We start from the raw sequence: 20,908 nt of genomic DNA, 5'->3' as shown, positions 1-20,908 counted from the left end.
TACCTTCGCTTATCGGGTGAAAAGTAAACTTTTGACTGGCCCAATTTTCGGGGGAGCTTACACAATTAGAAAATATTGCATCTGCATTCGATCTTTTTGACATTGAATCTTATGAAGATGATGAGTTAGAAATCCTCTTCACCATTGAGTCTGAAATTGATGAGTTGGTTGAGATGAATTTCGATTTAATGAAGAATAAAATCGCAATTAGTGCTTTTTACAACCAAATCGATAATTCTACAAAATTTATTTTATCTGATTTAGAAGAAGATGATTGTCCTAAAAAGGTGAAAAAATATGCAAAAATCATTTTGGAAGAATTCCACAAAGCCAAAGAAAAAATTATAACCCGTTAATCAAAGCTTTACCCGAAATTAGATTATGTAGTGAATTTGATTGAAGTTATTGTTCATTCACCCTCGTAATTCGTAAATCAAAATTCTCTCACTTCCCTTTCTTCCCAACCCAATACAATCCGGTTCCGATTGCTACAAACATGGCGGTCATCCATACGGAGGTCAAGCTGACTTGGAACATCAGCCAGATACAGGCAAGTATGCCTAAAACAGGAATCAGCTTTCCTCCTTTTAAAATAAATCTGCCGGGTCCTTTGAATTTTGGTCTGAGGACTGGCACAGCCGCACAACTCATTCCAAATAGAAAGAGTCTTGCTAATACTGTCAAAGCTGCCAAGAAGGTAAAGGAACCCATAGCAGCTAAAGCAAAGGCAGAAATGCCAAAAAAGATCACTGAGTTTGAAGGAGTGAGGTATTTGCTATGAACCTGCCCAAACCAAGCGGGAAGTGAATTCTCTAGGGATAGGGCATAGGTCACCCGGGTTGCAGAAAACATGGAACTGATAAGGTTGGCTATCACGGAAGTTGCCACGCCTATCATCAAGATCACGGCTCCAATTTCTCCAAATAGGGCGGAAGAAGCATCTAATAGGGGAGTGGTGGAACTAGCCAAATCCGGAACAGCAGCTTGGGAAACCAATTGAATCAGCATATACAAAATGGCCACGATTCCTAAGCCTAAAAGTAATCCTAAAGGCATATCACGCTCTGGCCTTTTGGCTTCTCCCGCCGGCACTACAGCCCCTTCAAAGCCCACAAATGCATAGATCAGGAGTAATGTGGCCTTTCCTAAATCGGAACCTGCAGGTAGGGGAGAGTTGAATCTGGGAATCACATCTGCTCCAAGCATGGTAAAGCCTCCGAAGATTAAGCCTATCAGCACGGCGAATTTGATCACCGTGAATAGGGTCATGGTTCGGATAGACTCCAAGGAACCCAGTACATTGATCAGGCTTAAACCCAGGCAGGTTACCGCCAGAGAAATCAACCTTCCGCTTCCTTCCCCAGCTATAGGGAAAAAGTAGGCAATACTGTCTGTCAATAAAACTGTATTGGCGGCAAAGGAGATTAATCGGGCTAGGTAATACAACCATCCTCCCTGAAAACCCACGAACTTGCCGAAGGCCAGTGTTCCATATTTGATAGGTCCTCCGGTTCCTCTGAAATAGCTTCCCAACTCAGCAAAGCAGAGAATGATTGGAAGCATCAAAAGTGCACAGAAAGCATAAATCCAAACGCTGTATTCTCCTGCAAAAGCAGCTGCCCCGCTGGGAAGGCCAAAAATACCAGCTCCAATCAGGCCATTGACAACTAGCATCCATACACCCCAAAGTCCTAGGTTTCTCGGTAATTTTTCTTGGGTTTCTTCAGAGGAAGGGATTTGACTCACAAGTAAAGTTTTTGGTGAAAAACAGAATGGGGAAGATAAACAGAAAGTTGAAAGAATTAAATGCTTTTGGGATACTAGGCTTGTTACCGATTGGAAAAAGTTATTTCAGGTTTCTTAAAGCTCGCGGCGGCGTAGCGACGCAGCGGTTTTTATCTCCCGCAAAGTAAGTAGGCAGTGGCAGTAGGCAGTGTCGTCACCGCGAGGAACGAAGCGGTCTCAACAAGTCTGAATTAAGAATTATGAAGTCTTAAATATTGGCGTTTAAGAATTAATCTCCCGCAAAGAATTGAAGAAGTAAAGAAAGTCTGAAATTTGAAATGAGAAGTCTGAAAAGTAGGCTGTGATTACTCTCCCGCAAAGGATTGAAGAGGCGAAGAGTTTATGAAGCTATTTTTTCTATGCTTGCTATGGGGAAAAAATTTGCGTCAATTTTTGGACTAGTTAATAGTTATTAGGCTCTTTTTCCAGTTTGGGCTCAACTTATACCAAATCTATGTTTGCTACTGTGGCTATGTGGTTTTTAAAAATCTCTCGCGGTGACGCAAGGATTTTCTCCCACAAAGAATTGAAGAAGCAAAGAAAGTCTAAAAGATGAAATGAGAAGTATGAAAAGTAGGTGGTACCCAGTAATCAGTGTCGTCACCGCGAGGAACGAAGCGGTCTCACCAAGTCTGAATTATGAAGTTCGAAGTCTGAAATATTTGTGCTGTGATTAATCTCCCGCAATCAATTGAAGAAGCGAGGATGGTTTTGGAGTGGTTTGCGACAAGGGCTTCGACTCCCTGACTAGCCATCAGGCAGGCGCTCAGGCTGACATTGGCTTCGACTCTAAAAATCTGTGAAGGTCTGCTAATTTTTCTGCGTAGATCTGCAGGAAATAAAAGGGATAATATGCCTAAAAAAAGCCTCAAAAGTTCCTCTGCCCTTCGTAAATCGTAAATCAAAAATCTTAAATTTTAATCTCCGTGTTCTATGTGATGAAAATAATCAGTTGCGAAGAATAGAAAATAATCCTGTTAACCAGATTTCCTTCTTCTCTTGATAAACTTCTCCAACTCCACCGCATGAAATACAATCAAGCCCATTCCAAAACAAAATGCCAATTCCTCCAAAGTCAGCGCTTGGGTATGAAAAACACTATTAAAGAAAGGCAGATAAATCACTGCCAGCTGAATAAGCATGGTGGCAAACACGGATAAAAGGAGAGGGCTATTGCTTTTAAAGCCCTGTTCGTACAAAAAAGTCTGTTCACTTCTCACAGCAAGCACATGCCCTAACTGGGAAAATGCCAAAACCGTGAAAACCATGGTTTGCCAATGCCATCCATGCTCAATAGCCCAGAATTGGGAGAAAATAGTAACTCCAGCCATCAAGAGCCCAACCCAAATGATATGAACTCCAACCCCGTCTGCAAAGAGACTTTGACTGGGCGGGCGAGGAGGCCTTTTCATAATGTTTTTCTCTGCTCTTTCTCCCGCCAATGCCAACGCAGGCAGCCCATCTGTTACCAGATTGATCCATAAAATATGGATAGGTAAAAGCGGAATAGGCAATCCGAGTAGAGGAGCCACTACAATGGTCCAAATTTCCGCCCCATTACAGGTCATGATGTACTTTACAAACTTGCGGATATTGTCGAAAATTCTCCTTCCTTCACGAATTGCCCGGACGATGGTGGCAAAATTATCATCCAATAAAATCATATGAGCCGCCTCCTTACTAACATCTGTTCCGGTGATTCCCATGGCAACTCCAATCGTACTGCTTCGTAAAGATGGGGCATCGTTAACTCCGTCTCCTGTCATCGCTACATAATGTCCTCTTTTCTGTAAAGCTTTTACAATTCGAATTTTTTGATCGGGGGTCACGCGGGCATAAACCGAAATATGTTCCACTTCCTGCTCAAATTGCTCGTCGGATAATTGGGCAAATTCCTTTCCGGTCAGGATTTTCTGACCTGATTCTAAAATCCCCACTTCCTTGGCGATCGCTTTGGCTGTTTCTGGATGATCTCCGGTGATCATTACAGGATGAATTCCCGCAGTCTTACATTCCTGAATTGCCAATACAGCTTCTTCCCTTGGCGGATCTATCATTCCACAGATGCCAAAAAAGTCCAAATCCTTTTCCAGAGAATCGGCACTGATTTTTTCGGGTTTTTGATCTAAAATCTTTCCTGCAAAGGCCAAAACTCTTTGTCCATTGGCAGCCCATTCATTGCTTTTACTTAGAAATTCATCTTTATCAGCATTGGGAGTGCAGGCATCCAAGATGGACTCCATAGCTCCTTTGCAAAGCAAAATGATTTTGCCATTGGACTCATGAAGGGTACTCATTCTCTTTCTTTCCGAATCGAATGGGACTTCATCGAATCGGGGAAATAGTTTTTGGATAAACTGATAATCTTCTTCTCCCAAATTTCCTCTTACCCAATTGACCAAGGCCAACTCGGTAGCCTCGCCTTGCAAGTCTCCGTCTTCGTCGGGCTTGATATCATGATTCAAGGCCATGGCCAAATCTATATTGGAATAATTGCTGGTAATGGGGGCGATTTCTGCCGATGCTGTCTGCATGACAGTCATTTGATTTTTCGTCAAAGTGCCTGTTTTATCAGTGCAGATATAAGTGATCGAACCCAAGCTTTCCACAGCAGGAAGTTTTCGGATCAAGGCTTCTTTTTTTGCCAGCCTGGCTGCTCCCAAGGAAAGCGCTATAGTAATCAGGGCCGGCAATGCCTCTGGAATAGCTGCGACTGCCAAACTTACCGATAGCAGCAAAAGAGGGATAGGTTCCTCTCCCCGCAATATGCCGAAGCCAAAGATCAAAAGACAAATCAGCAAAACGAGGTAGGAAATGATTTTTCCAAAACGCTTCATCCTTTCTTGAAGCGGTGTTTTTGGTCTTTCCTCCTGAAGCAAATCTGCGATTTTACCCAATTGGGTTTGCATCCCGGTAGCTATCACCATGCCTATTCCTCTGCCATTGGTAACCAAGGTTCCCTTAAATAAGTGATTGGCACTTTCTACCTTCGGGCTTTCAATTATCTGATTTTTCAACCCTGATTTTTCTACCGGCACGGACTCCCCTGTCAAGGAGGCTTCGTCCATTTGTATGGAAAATCCTTCCAGCAATTGGATATCAGCTGGAATCATATTTCCTGCTTCCAATCTCACCAAATCCCCCGGAACCAATTCCTCAGACTTGACCTGAACATTCTTTCCATTTCTGATCAGGTTCGCCTGAACCTCACTCATTTTTTTGAGTGATTCCATAGCTTTTTCGGCTCTGTATTCCTGAACGAATCCCAAAATGGCATTGAGGATAATAATAACCAGGATAATGATGGTGTCAGTCCATTCACCAGCCACACCGGAAATCAAAGCTGCCACCATCAAAATGAGGATCATAAAGTCCTGAAACTGCTCCAAAAATAGTCTCCAGGCTGGTTTTCGCTTTTTTTCTTCCAAAAGATTGGGACCAAACTCAGCCCTTCTTTTTTCCACTTCCGCCTCACTCAGGCCTTTAGAGATAAAAGCTGAAATTTCCTGTGCTGATGAAGGAAAAAGTGACATGGGAAACTGGGTTAAACTCCTTTAAAATAAAAAAGTCTGAAGAGAATCTACCCCTCAGACTATTATTTGATTGAGCTTATTTTTAGAAACTGGCTTTAAGGGAAAGCTGGATATTTCGTCCCGGTCCTGAAATGCCGGAACTGAAAGGCCGATAGCGTTGATCCGTAATATTTTCAATTCCTGCATTCAAAATCAGGAAGTCAAAAATCGGATAGCTTGTTTTGAAATTCAGGGTATACCAGGAGGGAGCAAAGGTTTTTCCATCACTGTCTTTGGCATAAATTTCTCGCTTTGCACGCTCTTCTACGGGGAGCTCATCGAAGCTTTTTTCTCCCTGATAGCTTGCATAAAGTTGAACCTGAAGTTTGTTTTTTCTATAGGTCAATCTGCTGATTCCAAAGAGGGGAGCAGCATGTCGGGATGGGCTGATTGCACCATTGTCTAGTTCTTCTTCACCGCTTTGAATATTCAAATCCGATGAAAAGGAAAGGTGATCGTTCATTTTGATTTCCAGTCCAATTTGTAGCCCATATACTCTGGCCTGAGCTGCATTTTGGATCGCCTGTACCTTACTCAATTCACCTTGATAGATGATGCTGTCATTTCCTGCCAAAGTAAAATCCCTTCTAACCAAGGCATTATTAAGTAAAGTATAATAGCCTGTTACATCCAGTTTGGCGAAATCACTGAGTTTTTTGGCTACACCCAAATCCAAAGAATAGGCATATTCGGCTTCCAAATCAGGGTTGGGTACAGTCACAGCTCCGGGTTCAGAATCAAAAACCTTTCCTATATCATCCACATTGGGAGACCGAAAGGCCGTTCCAAAATTGCTGCTGATAACCCATGAATCATTGGGTCTATACACTCCTCCTATACTTCCTGTCAAAGCTCCATTGGAAAGATTGGCCTCTGTGAAAGGGAAGGGATAAAAGCTGGTATCGAATCTTGCATCCAAGCCAAACCAATTATAGCGCAGTCCAGCCTGCAGATTAACTTGCTCATTCAATTTGTGCTCTTCATTGATATAAACTCCAAATGAACGCCAATCCGCTCTCGGATATCTGGAAGGGCCGGGGCTTGATTCCTGGCTGATAATATTGGTGATCATACCATTGGAATAAACCTCATTCAGAACCCACTCAGCTCCATAAACCAAAGTATTATTGGCATCCAGGATTTTGGTAAAGTCGGTATTGATGGAAAAGGCTGTCACCTTTTCATTCTGTGTAGTCCGAATCGGTTTATTCAAATCCCTGTCTATTCTGCTTTCTTCAAAATGCTGATGTGCCAGCCTGATACTCATTTGATCAAATGCTCCTCTTTGAGCAAAATGTGTGATGCTCAGATTATTCATCATCCAGATTTGAGGTCCATAATCCCATTCAGCATAGCGGGGAAGACCATTTCTGATTCGGTTATGTCTGTCATATCTTCCATAGGGAGAAGTTTCAGAATAATGAAAACCGTATTGAAAATCCCAGGCTTGCGAGGGTTTGAATCGAACCTTTTGCATCAGATTAAGCTGAGAATAGGCAGAAGGAATTTGCCTTAAACCTCCATCCTCCAGAGGGATTACCACATCCTCTTCATTGATTCTTTTGACATAAAAGGGTTTCAGGTAATCATCGGGCCCATTAGATCCCTGTCTCAGATGATCATAGTCCCATGCACTGATACTCGTACTGATTGCCCATTTTTTCCAGCCAACATTCAAGTCCAGATGTCCTGTACTTTCATTATTTGCCGAGGAATATCGGGTGATTGCATTGCCGGAAATACTGGCATTTTCATCTAAGGAAAACTTTGGAGTCAGGGTATTGAAACTCATAACTCCGCCGACCGCATCGCTTCCATATATCACCGAACCCGGACCAAATAATACCTCTGCGTGCTCCATGGCAAATGGGTCCAGGTTGATCACATTTTGAATATTGCCTCCCCGGAAAATGGCTGTATTCATTCTGATCCCGTCCACCACATACAATAGGCGGTTGGTTGCAAACCCTCTGATCATAGGGCTTCCGCCTCCCTGTTGGCTTTTTTGGATATACACTTTTCCGGATACTCCCAGTAAATCTGCGGCAGTTTGAGGATTTTGGAATGCTATTTCTTCGGGTGATATGGATATTATTTTGGTAGGTAAATTTTCAGAAGATCGGGACCATCTATTGCCGGAAATCACCACCTCGCTGAGATTGAGGTTGGAGTTTTCCAGTTGGATAATATCTCCCAAAGTGAGCAGTTCATCATAGCTTATCTTGATGGTTTGATGACCAAAACTGCTGATAGTAATTTTTGAAGCCCCTTTGAATGGGCTCAAGTTGACCTGACCTTTGGAGTTTGTCAATTCAAAGGCAGGAGGTATTTCACTACTCAAGGTAGCGTAACGGATGGGTTCGGATGTGGCTTTATCTACCAAAGTGACTGTTTGAGCCTTTAGTTGAAAGAAAAAGCAAAGCATGCCAAACCCAATCAATACTTGTTTCATAATTGAAGAATTGATACGAATGGATAGACCTTTCCCGGTTTATCGGAATAGGAGATTTTTAGTGGTATATCAATTCAAAAAGTCGGGAGGGGAAAAGGGATTGGAAAGTAAGGGCTGAGGAACAGCCTGAGGGGTAAAGTTTGAATATTGTCTATCTATTTCCTGCGAAAAGGGTTTGGGAATCAAAGAATGATTGGCTTGAAAGAATAGGGTGAAAACGGCCAATTGTTGTTCTTTTTTTTCAGTTCCTTCTTCTTCCCAGAGTTTGGAGAGTTGCTTTTTGATTTTGGTTTCTTCCTTATCCCTCCAAACTAGGTATTGAATCTGACCTCCATCTTCTTTTATTTCGAGTACATCATACATTTCGCCTTGGTATTCAAACTCCCGTTCATGTTCCCATTCCAATAGCGTTTGGGATTCCTCTCTCGTGAAGCTTAAGGTGAGAAGGTCAGACTTTTCCTCAGATTCTTCAAACCTGCTTTCAAAGGAGTTTTGAAGCTGGGTCTTTTGAAAATTCAGCCACAGCAAGCTCAATGTCAGAGGGCCTGAAATCACAAAAAGGAGCAATATGGAGCTGAGACGGATTTTCAAGATTTAAGGATGAGCTGCCAATTTTCTTGAAAATTTACAATAATTAAATAAGTATTATGCTTTGGGAGTATGGAAGTGATAAAGGGCCTTGGGGAAGGCTGAATTATGAAAGTGTGAAGTCTGAAAAGTAGGCAGTAAGCAGTGGTAGTAGGCAGATTCGGAAAGTCTGAAAGATAAAGTGAGAAGTCTAAAAAGTAAGCAGTGCCGTCACTGCGAACCCGCCACTCTTTATTTTAATGATGATTAACTCGGAATGTTTCTAAGAATACAATTAATGGAAAAGAATTGGATCGGGTGAAGCAGTCTTAATAAATCTAAAAGATGAAGTGAGAAGTCTAGAATGTCCCTATGCGATTTTATCTCCGGAAATGGATTTAAGAGCCAAAGTAATTATCAAATCGCACCGCTGGTGCTCATGGCTCATTTCATAACTTATTTTCTACAATAATATCGCACCGCTGGTGCTCCTGAGTAGCTGGATTTTTGAGAGCCTCGGAAAGGCGTTTTGATTGTAGTATCTGGCATGACGAGTAATTAAGAGCTTCGGAGAAGCGATTTGATATTTAATCTTCTTCCGCAAAGAATTCAAGAGGCAAAGAGTTTATGAAGTTTCGTTTTCAATGCGTGCTATGGGATAAAATTATGCTTCAATTCTAGGGCTAGTTAATTGTCATTAGTTATTGGGTTCTCGTCCCAGTTTGGTGCCCACTTTTGTCAAATCTATGTTTTCTATTGTGGCTATGTGGTTTTTAAAAAATTCTTATTGTGGAGCGGTAATTTTTTTTCCCGCAAAGGAAATAAGAAGCAAAGAGTTTATGAAGTTTCGTTTTCAATGCGTGCTATGGGATAAAATTATGCTTCAATTCTTGGACAAGTTAATTGTTAGTAGTTATTGGGTTTTCGTCCCAGTTTGGTGCCCACTTTTGTCATATCTATGTTTTCTATTGTGGCTATGTGGTTTTTAAAAATTCTTATGGTGGAGCGGTGATTTTTTCTCCCGCAAAGAATAGAAGAAGCAAAGATGATTTTGGAGTGGTTTGCAACAAAGGCTTCGACTCTCTGACTTGGCGTCAGGCAGGCGCTCAGCCTGACAATAACTTCGACTCCCTGACTAGCCGTCATGCAGGCGCTCAGCCTGACATTGGTTTTGACCCTGAAAATCTGTAAAAAACTTGCCTAACGGCAGTCAGGTCTGCGAATTTTTCTGCGTTAATCTGCGGGAATTTGAAGCGATTATATGTTTAAACAAAGCCTCAAAAGCTCCTCAGCCCCTCGTACCCCGATATTTATCGGGGCGTAAATCGTAAATCAAAAATCTTAATCCCTGAGTCTCTCTATGTATTCCTCCGTCCCTCTGTGGTTTTAAAAGCTCGCTGCGGCGCAGCGACGCAAAGAATTGATATCCCGCAAAGAATAGAAGAAGCAAAGATGATTTTGGAGTGGTTTGCAACAAAGGCTTCGACTCCCAGACTAGCCTTCAGGCATGCGCTCAGCCTGACATTGGTTTTGACCCTGAAAATCTGTGAAAAACTTGCCTAACGGCAGTCAGGTCTGCGAATTTTTCTGCGTTAATCTGCGGGAATTTGAAGCGATTATATGTTTAAACAAAGCCTCAAAAGCTCCTCAGCCCCTCGTACCCCGATATTTATCGGGGCGTAAATCGTAAATCAAAAATCTTAATCCCTGAGTCTCTCTATGTATTCCTCCGTCCCTCTGTGGTTTTAAAAGCTCGCTGCGGCGCAGCGACGCAAAGAATTGATATCCCGCAAAGAATAGAAGAAGCAAAGATGATTTTGGAGTGGTTTGCAACAAAGGCTTCGACTCCCAGACTAGCCTTCAGGCATGCGCTCAGCCTGACATTGGTTTTGACCCTGAAAATCTGTGTAGTTCTGTGATTTTTCTGCGTTGATCTGCGGGAATTAGAAGCGATTATATGTCTAAACAAAGCCTGAGAAGTTCTTCTGCCCTTCGTACCCCGATATTCATCGGGGCGTAAATCAAAAATCTTAATCCTGAGTCTCTGTGTATTCCTCCGTGTCCTCTGTGGTAAAAAAAACTTACTCTCCCTTAATCAAACTCAAAAAACCCCCATTTCTCAATTCATAATCCACCCCTGAAACAGGATTGTTAAAGCCCTTCAGTTCTAATCTGATTTCCTGTTCAATTCTTCCCAAATCCCTGTAATAATTCAACCAAAAAGAAGAAGAGGAATTAAGGCCATGAACCTTGCACCAATTGAAATATCCTCTGCTATCGGTAAATAACTCAAGGTTGTATAGGACTAAAAAAAGGCAAAGAGGCTGATTCTTTTCATCAAAATCCCCACGCTCATCTTCCAAATAAAGCGTCCAGTATTTTTGCTTGATTTTTAGCTCCACCTCCAACATCAAATCTTTGAAAACGCCTCCATCTCTCACAAAAATTGTATGAGAGCGAATCAAATCATTAAAAGCCGTTAGAGGTGTTTGGTCCATATATTTTAATCGGATATTCCTAATGCTAAGTTGATAAAATTCCAGATTATTTCTTGTAAACGTTTCCATTTGAAGAATATTTATTGGCAATTGCTCTATTTATCCTTAAAATGAGTTAAAAATTGAGTGATTCGCTCGATTTGCCTCTAAACCCAAAATTTCCTTGCCTGATGGTTTTTAAGCTCCGTCACCTGTTGATAGTTTTCAGCCTTGCAGTTGTATCTTGTACTGAGCAAAAGCCTTTGGAAGAAAGCCATGACAGTCCCGTTCGGTCTCCTCAAGAGGAATTGGCAACTTTTCAGATTGAGAAAGGATTTGAAGTACAGTTAGTGGCTTCCGAACCCTTGGTAGAAAGCCCGGTGATCATCCAGTTTGATGAAGACGGCAGGCTTTGGGTGGTGGAAATGCGGGGCTATATGAGTGATATAGAAGGTTCGGAGGAAAGCCTGCCTGTTGGAAGAATTGCCATTTTGGAGGACTTGGATGGAGATGGGGTGATGGATCACAGGATTACCTATCTCGATGGCCTGATTATGCCGAGGGCTTTGGGTTTGGTTCGCAATGGAGCTTTAGTTGCTGAAAATAATGCACTCTGGATTACCAAGGATTTGGATGGAGATTGGAAAGCTGACACTAAAGTATTATTGGATTCTACCTATGCTTCGAATGGAATTCCGGAGCATTCCGATAATGGCTTTGTGAGAAACCTAGACAATTGGTATTACAGTGCCAAGTCCAGACTTCGCTATAAATTTCAAAATGGATTTTGGATTCGGGATAGCACTGAGTTCCGGGGACAATGGGGTATTTCCCAAGACGATCAGGGAAGGTTAGTGTATAATTATAATTGGTCTCAATTGCATGCCGATTTGGTGGCTCCCAATTCCATCACCAGAAATCCCAATCATCAACCCAGCACAGGCATTGATCATGGTTTGACTATTGACAGGAAGATTTTTCCCATCAGGTCAAATTTAGCGGTCAATCGGGGATATATTCCCGGAACTCTTGATTCTGCGGGGCGATTATTGGAGTTTACCTCTGCTTGCTCACCCACGGTTTATAGAGCTGATCTCTTCCCAAAGGAATATCATGGAAATATTTTCGTCCTAGAAAATGCAGGGAATTTGGTCAAAAGAAATGTGGTTCGGGAAAAGGGAATGCTTTTAGAGGCTTTTGACCCAAATCCTGGTAAGGAATTTTTAGCCTCAACAGATGAACGCTTTCGTCCTGTATATGCCAGTGTTGGCCCAAGCGGAGGGTTGTATATAGCAGATATGTATCAGGGAATTGTACAGCATGGAAGCTATATGACTCCCTATTTGAAAGAACAAACCTTACTGAGAAAACTCGAAGCTCCTGGGCATATGGGCAGAATTTGGAGAATTGTTCCCAAAGGCTATCAATATCAAAAACCTCCTCAGCTTTCAAAATTGGCTCCCGACCAATTTCAGGTCTATTTGGCCAATTCCAATGGTTTTTACAGGGATCAAGCTCAACGGATAATGGTAGAAAGTGGAGATCTAAAAATTGCTAGGGATTTACAAAATCTGGACTTTTCGCTGGGAGGAAAATATGCTTCGATTCACGGCCTTTATACGCTGGAAGGCTTGGGTGCTTTAGATAGTAAGATCCTTTTCAATGCCTTAAATTCCAGCAGTCCTGAGGTTCAAATTCATGCATTAAGGTTATTGGAAGCCTTTCAAAATGAGCCTGGTGTGAAGCAGAACTTAAAAAAGTTTTACCAAGCCAATTCAGGAACCAAAAACCCAACTCTGGCTCTGCAGATGGCTCTTTCCTCCTTCGTATTTGAGTCAGAGGTTCAGTTTGAGGCCTTGAAGCAAATGGCAGAGCAATATGGATATGAAGCCTTAATGCGGGATGCCATTCTTAGCAGTTTGGAGAAGCGTGAAAGTGACTTTTTGAATTTCTTAACAGCAGACTGGAAAAACCCTAATCCGGAAAAGGAAATAGTATTGGAAATGCTCAGTGCTGCCATTATTCGCAATAAAGATAAAAATGAGATAACAGATCTGTTGATATTAATTGAAAAGAACCAAGATAACTGGAAAGCACAGGCGATCCTAGCGGGGATGGCTGTTCAGGCAGGAGATGTTGAAAATATTGGCTTGGTTTCTTTTTCCAGCCAACCTGCATTTTTCAAAGATCAGAAAATGGGTTTGGACCTTAGGCAGTTGGAAAAAATCAAGCTCTTATTTCGATGGCCAGGCCATCAGCCTGAAATCGGAGAAAATACCACCATGATTCTGGATGCAGAGTCTATGAAGCAATTTGCCTCAGGAAGACAAAAATACCTAAGCGCCTGCGCAGGTTGTCATGGAGGAAATGGAAAAGGAGTTAACCGAATGGGCCCACCTTTAGCGAATTCAGATTGGGTTTTGGGAGATGAAAGAAGGCTTTCTTTGATTTTGCTGCACGGGATAGAAGGGCCCATTGAGGTAACAGGGAAAGAGTATGATGCTCCGGAAATTCTACCTGTTATGCCTTCCCATTCTACCTTGGATGATGGAAGTATTGCGGCCATTTTAACCTACATCCGCAACGAATGGGGAAATCAGGCAGCACCCATTTCGGGTAGAACAGTGGGGAGAGTTCGTCATACCTCACAGGGAAGAGTTTATCCTTGGTCTGCCAATGAACTGAATGAGCACGTGAAAAACCTTCAAGAATAAACCCCTACCTTATGAAACCCACCCGACGAGAATTTATCAAAACAGCCAGTTTGGGCCTTTTGGCTACAGGTTTTTCTATGCCTGCTATTCCGGATTTCCTCGAGGAATATAAAATGGGAATTGTGGTTCATTCTTATGGTCATCGGTACGGATCCAAAGTTGGAAGTTCTCAATATCCCGGTTTTCAAAACACCTTGGATTTCATGAGGCATTGTCATGCAATTGGGGCAGGAGGGATACAGATAGGAGTGGGAACCTGGTTTGGTGAAATGGGGCAAAAAGTCAGGGATGCAAGGGAGGAATTGGGAATGTACTTGGAGGCAAGTATTGCCATGCCTGAAGGGGAAACAGATGTAGACAGGTTTGAAAATGAAGTACTATTGGCGAAAGAAGCTGGAGTAAAGGTGATTAGGACTGTTTGCTTGGGAGGCAGGCGCTATGAAAATTTTAAGAGTAGAGAAGAGTTTGAAGCCTTCAAGGTATATTCCATTCAAAGAATTCAATTGGCTGAAAAGGTGGTGCGAAAGCATCAGATGAAGTTGGCGATAGAAAACCATAAAGATTGGAAAGCAGCCGAATTGGTAGAAATCCTGCAAAATCTCAGTAGCGAGTGGGTGGGAGCGACAGTTGATTTTGGAAATAATATATCCTTACTGGAATATCCGGATGAGGTGATAGAAACTTTGGCTCCTTTCGCCTTTTCTACCCATGTGAAAGATATGGGAGTCCAAGAGTATGAGGAAGGCTTTTTACTTTCAGAAGTTCCTTTGGGAAAGGGGATAGTCAAACTGAAGAAAGGGATAGAGCTTTGCAAAAACTATCATCCTGATGTAAATATTTCACTGGAAATGATTACCAGAGACCCTTTGAAAATCCCTTGTTTTTCGGAGAATTACTGGCAAACCTTCGAATATCCTTCATCTAAAAAATTTAAGAGGTATCTTCAAATGATCGGTAAAGAAAGCTTTGATGGAAAACTTCCTTCAATCAGCAATCTAGGTGAAGAAGAAATCCTGGCCTTGGAAGAAAATAACGTGGTGGATTGCTTAAGGTATTATGGAAAGCTGAATTCTTAAAGTCTGAAAGCTAAAGTGAGAAAGCTGAAAAGTAGGCAATAGGCAGTAGGCAGTGTTGTCACCGCGAGGAACGAAGCGGTCTCATAAAGGATGAAATTTGAAGTGAGAAAGCTGAAAAGTAGGCAGTTGGCAGTGGCAGTGTCGTCACTGCGAACCCGATTTTTAAAAAGATTATTCAACTTAAATAAGACCATTATTAAAACCTTAAATTTAAATTATAACATAAAGCCGGGTGAAGCAGTCATATAAATTCTGAAAGCTAAAGTGAGAAAGCTGAAAAGTAGGCAGTTGGCAGTGGTGTTGTCACCGAGAGGAACGAAGCGGTCTCATAAAGGATGAAATAAAAGTGAGAAAGCTGAAAGGCGCTACGTTTAAGTGGATATTAGTAATGCGGTCACTAAGGATAATATTGGCCGCCCACCACTACGAGGGACTTTGAAAAAAACCATTTCTCAATTAACCAAATACACAATTACACAATTAACCAAAAATCAGTAACCAAATGACAAACTTCAAAAAACTTCCCGGAATTCAACTTTTTTCACTCAAAGGCAAAAGTGCCATAATTACTGGAGGCTCTAAGGGTCTTGGTTTTGCAATGGCTGCCGGATTGGCTTCCGCAGGAGCAAATGTGATGTTGGTTGCCAGAAATCAAGAGGAATGCGAACAGTCTGCCAAAGAAATCGCTGAGGAATATCAAGTTAAAGCCATAGGGTTTTCAGCCGATGTGACTCAGGGAGATCAGATGAATGCGATGGCTGCCAAAGCTTTGGAGTCTTTTGGATCTATTGATATTTTGATCAATTCAGCCGGAATCAATATTCGTGGAGCCATAGACGAACTGACAGAGGAAGATTTCAAGAAAGTCATGGATATCAATGTCAATGGGACTTGGTTGGCTTCTAAGGCAGTAATTTCTCAGATGAAAAATCAGAAAAAGGGATCCATAATTAATTTAGCGAGTACCCTGGGTTTGGTGGGGCTAGCCAACAGAACACCCTATACCGCCAGCAAGGGAGCTATTGTCAATATGACCAAAGCCTTGGGCTTGGAGTTGGCACCATGGAATATCAATGTCAATGCGATCTGTCCTGGACCATTCTTAACTGAAATGAATTTACCGATCGCTGATACAGAAGAAGGAAAGAAGTTTATCGTAGGTGCCACGGCATTGGCGAGATGGGGAGAACTGAAAGAAATTCAGGGAGCAGCCCTGTTCTTAGCTTCCGACGCCGCAACTTATATGGTAGGGTCTATGGTGACCGTTGACGGAGGCTGGACTGCAAGGTGATTTTGAAGGCTGGATTTGAAGTGTGAAGCGAGAGGCGAGACTCAATTACCCAATAACTAATAATCAAAAAAATATCTCCCCTAATTACTTCTACAAATCAATTTATTACAGCGGATACCGATTAACTTTGAAAAATGACTTAGCCTTGATTTTTAGGCGTTAAGAATTCTTTTCTTTCTTTAGGATGCTTATGATTTGATGCTCTAAATGGGGCACTATATCCTCTACTACAGCCCAAACAGCCCAAAGGTCAACTCCAATGTAATCGTGAATTAATTTATCTCGCATTCCGGCGATTTTTTTCCATTCGATATCAGGATACTTTGAACGGAAAGTTTTATCCAATTGCTTCGTGGCTTCACCGATAATTTCAAAGTTTCTAATTACAGCATCCTGAACAAGGGAATTATTTAAAAAATCATTCTCATTCAATCCCTTTGTGTATAAAATGATCTTTGAAATACATTCAGAAATATGCTCAAGATAAATTATCGGATCTTTATTCATATTAACCTGATTAAATCAGATTCGATGTATGACTTAAGAGATGAATTCAAGGATCGTCTAGTGACAAGATCAACTCTAACTCCAAGCATTTCTGAAAGTTCTTGCTCCAATCCAATTAGTTCTAAAAGATCAACTTTTGTTTCAAAGTCGATTAAAATATCTAGATCACTTTTTTCATTTTGCTCTCCTCTGGCATAAGAACCAAAAACCCCCACAAGTGTAGGTTTAACCTTTTGAGTAATTGATTTGATGATATTTATTTGCCTTGGAGTAATCACTCTATAAAGATAATTGATTTTTTAATTGAATTCTACCACCTAAATGGTAAACAAGCTACCCAAGAAAATTTGATTCCTTTGAATAGAAACAGAAATAAAGAAGGTAAAATGGAAAGTAAGGCCTCAGTTCAGGAATTACACTTTTAAAAAGCTTAAGGGGATTGGGTGTAAATGAACATACATCCTTAAAAAATGCGATTTAATGGAGCTTATTTCAATAATCATATCGAACGGATTTGAACGCTGAGCATTGAACTAAAAGGGAGAGGCGATATTCAATAACTTAATAATCAATAACTTTTCATTTTATCAACTCCTAAGTTATTCATGTTCTCTAATTAGCTCAGAAAATAAATTTTACATTTTAAACTAAAAACTTGTTAAACTGGCTTTTTGATATTTCTTTTGACGAAATTTTAGTTATGAAGAAGTCAAGTTTGAATTATTTTTTCACATTTTGTTTTATCCTTTTTTTCCAAAGTGGATTTGCTCAAACAAATTTTACAACTGGGGAGGTAGTGACACTATCAGGTGACAGAATATCAGGTGAAATTGATTATAGAATTTGGGAAAAGAATCCAAAGAAAATTGATTTTAGAAATTTTGGAAGTGATGAGATAATTGCGTTTTCACCGGAAGATATACGTGGTTTTTCTGTAGCTAATGAGGTTTATGTAAGTGCGCGGGTAGAATCTGAGGTCTTAAGCAATGGTGAATTGGATTTTAGCTCTAGAATCGAAACTGTTGTTGAAACTGTATTTCTTCAGGCATTAGTGAAGGGGGAGAAAAGCTTATTTTATCTTAAAAACACAAACTCAAAAGATAACTTTTACATCAAAGTAAATGATGAATATGTTCATCTGAAGTACAAAAAATTTAAAAAAGAGGAAACTGTTAACGGCGTAAATCGAGTTTTCGCTGTTGAAAATAAGGTTTTCCATACCCAATTGGAAAACTATTTAAAAGATTGTCCAACTATAATGAAGGACCTTGCTTTTGTTCGGTATAATTCACAAAGCTTAACTCGTCTATTTTTAGAATATGCGAAATGTAAAGGAGATAGACTGGATTTTTACAAGACAGTTGAAAAGGTGTTGACAAGATTTGAAATTCTTGCAGGGGTTTCTATGTCAAAATTAAATTTTGAAGCTCTGAATCGACCCAATTTGACGGATGTCGATTATGGATCTTCAACAAATCCCACTTTTGGAATTTCATTCGATTTGATATTTCCAAAGAATATGAAAAAGTGGTCTCTATCCAATGAATTGCTGTATGCGGAATATAGATTTTTTGGTAGTAATATCAATCAAAAGTCATTTAACCACATAGAGAGGTCTGAAACAACCTTTGAGATTAAACAGATAAAATTGAACTCTATGTTACAGCATAGTTTATTTTTCAATTCTGTTGAGTGGTTTGTCCACGGAGGCGCCTCCTTCGGTTTTATTATCGATGAAACAAAAAATGAATTCATCGAGACAGAGTTTTTTAATTCGTTTCGAAGCGAAAATAAAGTTCCTTTTGAAAGTGATCGCTTAGCAGAAATGAGTTTCTTGGTTGGGACAGGAATAAGAATTGGAAAAATCTCAGGAACTGTTAGATATGAAAATGGTAACGGAATGTCTGATGTACCATCAATATCCTCTAAAACCCATAAAATATTTTTCTTAATAGGCTATAGATTATAACCAGCTTTCTTAATTCTATTCAAATTATAGGGGGGAATAACATTGAAATGGATTTCAACCCTTTACTAAGATGTGAGAGGCGAGAGATAAGAAGTGAGAGACTAGAAACGAGACACGAGAAGCGAGAAGCGAGAAGCGAGAATCAATAACTCTATAACTCTATAACTCAATAACTCACCACCTCATCAGTTACTCAATTACTCCCAAATCACCCCACCACCAAACTGATCACATATATGATTCCTATGGCGGTAACTCCCATGATCAGGGTGCCCAAGCTATGGGACTGATTTCCCTGTTTGATAGTCATTCCTGAAAGTTGAGTCACTACCCAAAAACCGCTGTCATTGGCATGGGAAATAGCTATTGCTCCAGCTCCTACCGATAAGGCCGTCAGAACTTTCATGGTTTCAGAGTCCAAACCCAATGGCCCAAGCAAAGGGGCAATTATGGATGCTGTGGTAATCATGGCCACGGTAGTTGAACCTTGAGCAGTTTTCAAGGCAAAGGCAATCAAAAAGGGTAGAAAAATCCCCCAATTTGCATCCTGCATCCCTTCACTCACCAAAGCTCCAATCCCGGAGTTTTGCAGCATTTTTCCAAAAACTGCTCCTGCACCTGTTATGAAAATGACCGGGGCCGCTATCAGCAATGCCTCGCCAATCCATCCTGAAGTGGATAGCATTTTCTTATCTAACTTCTTGGGCAAGGCAAAAGACAAAATTGCGCCAATCAATAAGGCCAATACAGGGGAACCTATAAAAGTGATAATGGTGATATGTCTGCCTGTTCCCAATGGTTGTGTAGGATAACTTGCAATAGAGGCCAAAATGATCAACAATAAGGGGATCACTATAGGTAAAAATGACTTGAAAACTGAAGGAAAAAGCTTTCTATCCAGTTGCCCTTCTGCCTCTGCCAATTTAGGCTTAAGAGGGATTTTTGAGACAAATCGATTAACAAAAATATAACCTGGAATCAGGGTCAGCAGTGATACAATTATTCCCCAGAAGATCATTTGGCCCAGATCAGCTCCTAATATTCCAGCCGTTGCGATTGGACCGGGAGTAGGCGGTACCAAAGAGTGGCTACACATGGCACCGAGGGAAAGGGCGATCATGGTACCTGCATAGGAACGATTACTTTTAAGCGCCAAAGACTTGGCGATAGGATTCATCATGATAATGGTTGAATCCCCAAAAACAGGAATAGAGAGGACGTAGCCTCCCAGCATCATGGTCAGATTGACGGATTTTTTTCCGATCCAAGATAAAATCCGTTCTGCAATGACGATCGCACCTCCTGTTTTTTCCAGAAATGTACCCAAAATAACCCCGAACAATATCAGAAGGCCTACCGAACCCAGAACCCCGCCGAATCCTTCGGAGATGGATTTTAGGATCAAATCGGTACTCATTCCTGCCAATAATCCATAGATCAAAGCACCTCCGAAAAGCGCTAAAAATGGATGAATATCAAATTTGACTATAGCCAGTAGGATGATTGCTAATACTAGCAGGATTAAGAAAATACTCAGCATGATGGGTTTATGTCAAGGTAGAAAAGATGGTCTTTCGACCGATTTCCAAAGTGTAGGCTAAAAATTACCCAATTTTCCCTAATTAAAAAGGCTGAATAGCGAGATGGGTGAAATTTCCTTTTGATAGGGGAGTTGGATGCTGATTAGAGCAAGCTTATTTTATTTCTTTCTCCAGCATTTCCAAAATGATTTCCAGGTCTGCTAAAAGAGGTTGATAATGTAGCGTTTGGGTGGCTTCAGTAGAAAGGATGAACTGTAATAAAGAGTTCTCAAACTCCAATGATTCCAGAATTGGTAAGATGGAACTTCCCTGATTGGTAACAGGAATACCCATTTGCGATGAAACTCCTGACTGTTCTAGGATAGTTCGAAGGCTAAACTCATCACTTCGAAATAAATCCAATGCCTTTTCTCTTTGAGCAAGCAAATCTTTCTCCTGCTTGGCAATATCATCTAAGGTCGCCAGCCAGTTTGTCAGATTATGGCGAAGGTTTAGGTTAGAAAGCTCCCTTAAACTTCCACTGCTGATCATTTCCAGTAAAAGTGAATTATTTGGATTGAAAGAAATGTCTCGCGAATAAGTCTGGAAAAGCATAGATGAAAGTTGAGAGCTACTAACCTCCTTTTTGTCTATCTGTATCAAAATAGCTTTGGCCGTTATCAGGTTTTCCTGATTGATTTTCATCAATTCCAAAAGCTTAGCTTTGGAGGTGCTAAATTCATTTTTCAGACCAATTAAATAATTCTGTTCCTTGTTCTTGATGATTCGGTTTTGGTTGGCATTATTGATCGCCAAGGCTATCAGAATTCCTATGACAACCAATAGAATCTCACCCAGCGCATAGACTAAATAATTTTTCAGCCGATTTTCTTTCAGGAGTTTCTTTCTGATTTTTTTAAAAAGGTGGAGCATTATGTGTTTTTTGAAAGCAAGGATTTAGAAGCAGAAAAGGTGGTT

The 20,908-nt window shown here is 40.9% G+C and carries 15 protein-coding genes; 6 read left to right on the top strand and 9 right to left on the bottom strand.

Going from position 1 to position 20,908, the window contains the following annotated elements:
- The first annotated feature begins 188 nt into the window (after positions 1-188).
- Positions 189-356: a hypothetical protein gene (locus tag GYM62_RS11250; RefSeq protein ID WP_219956463.1), complete on the top strand. Its 168-nt coding sequence runs from the start codon at positions 189-191 to the stop codon at positions 354-356.
- An 88-nt stretch (positions 357-444) separates the two neighbouring features.
- Here GYM62_RS11250 and GYM62_RS11245 read toward each other — a convergent pair whose 3' ends face one another.
- From GYM62_RS11245 to GYM62_RS11230, 4 genes are all read right to left on the bottom strand, one after another.
- Positions 445-1,746: an APC family permease gene (locus GYM62_RS11245; RefSeq protein ID WP_255590352.1), complete on the bottom strand. Its 1,302-nt coding sequence runs from the start codon at positions 1,744-1,746 to the stop codon at positions 445-447.
- 1,016 nt (positions 1,747-2,762) lie between these two features.
- Positions 2,763-5,318 carry a calcium-translocating P-type ATPase, PMCA-type gene (locus tag GYM62_RS11240; protein ID WP_219956462.1) on the bottom strand — a complete coding sequence of 852 codons (2,556 nt, stop codon included), beginning with the start codon at positions 5,316-5,318 and terminating at the stop codon, positions 2,763-2,765.
- Positions 5,319-5,400: 82 nt separating this feature from the next.
- On the bottom strand, positions 5,401-7,809 hold the full coding sequence (locus GYM62_RS11235; protein WP_219956461.1) for a TonB-dependent siderophore receptor: 2,409 nt from the start codon (positions 7,807-7,809) through the stop codon (positions 5,401-5,403).
- A gap of 69 nt (positions 7,810-7,878) precedes the next feature.
- Positions 7,879-8,400 (bottom strand): hypothetical protein, encoded by a 522-nt coding sequence (locus tag GYM62_RS11230; RefSeq protein ID WP_219956460.1) that lies wholly within the window; start codon positions 8,398-8,400, stop codon positions 7,879-7,881.
- 879 nt (positions 8,401-9,279) lie between these two features.
- On the opposite strand from GYM62_RS11230, the gene GYM62_RS11225 reads away from it, so the two are divergent.
- The gene (locus GYM62_RS11225) at positions 9,280-9,567 is read left to right on the top strand and encodes a hypothetical protein (protein ID WP_219956459.1); all 288 of its coding nucleotides are present in this window, start codon (positions 9,280-9,282) and stop codon (positions 9,565-9,567) included.
- Positions 9,568-10,457: 890 nt separating this feature from the next.
- Here GYM62_RS11225 and GYM62_RS11220 read toward each other — a convergent pair.
- A complete protein-coding gene (locus tag GYM62_RS11220; RefSeq protein ID WP_219956458.1) occupies positions 10,458-10,943 on the bottom strand; it encodes a hypothetical protein in 486 nt (161 codons plus the stop codon).
- Between the two features lie 101 nt (positions 10,944-11,044).
- Between GYM62_RS11220 and GYM62_RS11215 the strand changes: the two genes are divergently transcribed.
- From GYM62_RS11215 to GYM62_RS11205, 3 genes are all read left to right on the top strand, one after another.
- Positions 11,045-13,567 (top strand): c-type cytochrome, encoded by a 2,523-nt coding sequence (locus GYM62_RS11215; RefSeq protein ID WP_219956457.1) that lies wholly within the window; start codon positions 11,045-11,047, stop codon positions 13,565-13,567.
- Between the two features lie 11 nt (positions 13,568-13,578).
- Entirely contained in the window at positions 13,579-14,643 is a 1,065-nt protein-coding gene (locus GYM62_RS11210) for a sugar phosphate isomerase/epimerase (RefSeq protein WP_219956456.1), read from the top strand.
- Positions 14,644-15,145: 502 nt separating this feature from the next.
- Positions 15,146-15,934 carry an SDR family NAD(P)-dependent oxidoreductase gene (locus tag GYM62_RS11205; RefSeq protein ID WP_219956455.1) on the top strand — a complete coding sequence of 263 codons (789 nt, stop codon included), beginning with the start codon at positions 15,146-15,148 and terminating at the stop codon, positions 15,932-15,934.
- Between the two features lie 159 nt (positions 15,935-16,093).
- Here the strand turns inward: GYM62_RS11205 and GYM62_RS11200 are convergent, their stop codons facing one another.
- Positions 16,094-16,441 carry a DUF86 domain-containing protein gene (locus GYM62_RS11200; RefSeq protein WP_219956454.1) on the bottom strand — a complete coding sequence of 116 codons (348 nt, stop codon included), beginning with the start codon at positions 16,439-16,441 and terminating at the stop codon, positions 16,094-16,096.
- On the bottom strand, positions 16,438-16,719 hold the full coding sequence (locus GYM62_RS11195) for a nucleotidyltransferase family protein (RefSeq protein ID WP_219956453.1): 282 nt from the start codon (positions 16,717-16,719) through the stop codon (positions 16,438-16,440). The genes GYM62_RS11200 and GYM62_RS11195 overlap by 4 nt, the downstream gene beginning before the upstream one ends.
- A 422-nt stretch (positions 16,720-17,141) precedes the next feature.
- Between GYM62_RS11195 and GYM62_RS11190 the strand changes: the two genes are divergently transcribed.
- The gene (locus tag GYM62_RS11190) at positions 17,142-18,410 is read left to right on the top strand and encodes a hypothetical protein (protein ID WP_219956452.1); all 1,269 of its coding nucleotides are present in this window, start codon (positions 17,142-17,144) and stop codon (positions 18,408-18,410) included.
- Between the two features lie 208 nt (positions 18,411-18,618).
- Here the strand turns inward: GYM62_RS11190 and GYM62_RS11185 are convergent, their stop codons facing one another.
- Entirely contained in the window at positions 18,619-19,950 is a 1,332-nt protein-coding gene (locus tag GYM62_RS11185) for a GntP family permease (RefSeq protein ID WP_219956451.1), read from the bottom strand.
- Positions 19,951-20,104: 154 nt separating this feature from the next.
- Positions 20,105-20,863: a DUF6090 family protein gene (locus GYM62_RS11180; protein WP_219956450.1), complete on the bottom strand. Its 759-nt coding sequence runs from the start codon at positions 20,861-20,863 to the stop codon at positions 20,105-20,107.
- Between the last annotated feature and the right edge of the window lie 45 nt (positions 20,864-20,908).

It is taken from the genome of Algoriphagus sp. NBT04N3, assembly GCF_019443765.1.
GTDB classification, from domain to species: Bacteria; Bacteroidota; Bacteroidia; order Cytophagales; family Cyclobacteriaceae; genus Algoriphagus; species Algoriphagus ornithinivorans.
This window is presented reverse-complemented; position numbering and strand designations above follow the sequence as displayed.

Bases quoted from the DNA above. Each gene is read 5' to 3' on its own strand.
- GYM62_RS11235 (WP_219956461.1), bottom strand. From the start codon at position 7,809: ATGAAACAAGTATTGATTGGGTTTGGCATGCTTTGCTTTTTCTTTCAA.
- GYM62_RS11205 (WP_219956455.1), top strand. From the start codon at position 15,146: ATGACAAACTTCAAAAAACTTCCCGGAATTCAACTTTTTTCACTCAAA.
- GYM62_RS11220 (WP_219956458.1), bottom strand. From the start codon at position 10,943: ATGGAAACGTTTACAAGAAATAATCTGGAATTTTATCAACTTAGCATT.
- GYM62_RS11250 (WP_219956463.1), top strand. From the start codon at position 189: ATGAAGAATAAAATCGCAATTAGTGCTTTTTACAACCAAATCGATAAT.
- GYM62_RS11180 (WP_219956450.1), bottom strand. From the start codon at position 20,863: ATGCTCCACCTTTTTAAAAAAATCAGAAAGAAACTCCTGAAAGAAAAT.
- GYM62_RS11200 (WP_219956454.1), bottom strand. From the start codon at position 16,441: ATGAATAAAGATCCGATAATTTATCTTGAGCATATTTCTGAATGTATT.
- GYM62_RS11215 (WP_219956457.1), top strand. From the start codon at position 11,045: ATGGTTTTTAAGCTCCGTCACCTGTTGATAGTTTTCAGCCTTGCAGTT.
- GYM62_RS11185 (WP_219956451.1), bottom strand. From the start codon at position 19,950: ATGCTGAGTATTTTCTTAATCCTGCTAGTATTAGCAATCATCCTACTG.
- GYM62_RS11190 (WP_219956452.1), top strand. From the start codon at position 17,142: ATGAAGAAGTCAAGTTTGAATTATTTTTTCACATTTTGTTTTATCCTT.
- GYM62_RS11240 (WP_219956462.1), bottom strand. From the start codon at position 5,318: ATGTCACTTTTTCCTTCATCAGCACAGGAAATTTCAGCTTTTATCTCT.
- GYM62_RS11210 (WP_219956456.1), top strand. From the start codon at position 13,579: ATGAAACCCACCCGACGAGAATTTATCAAAACAGCCAGTTTGGGCCTT.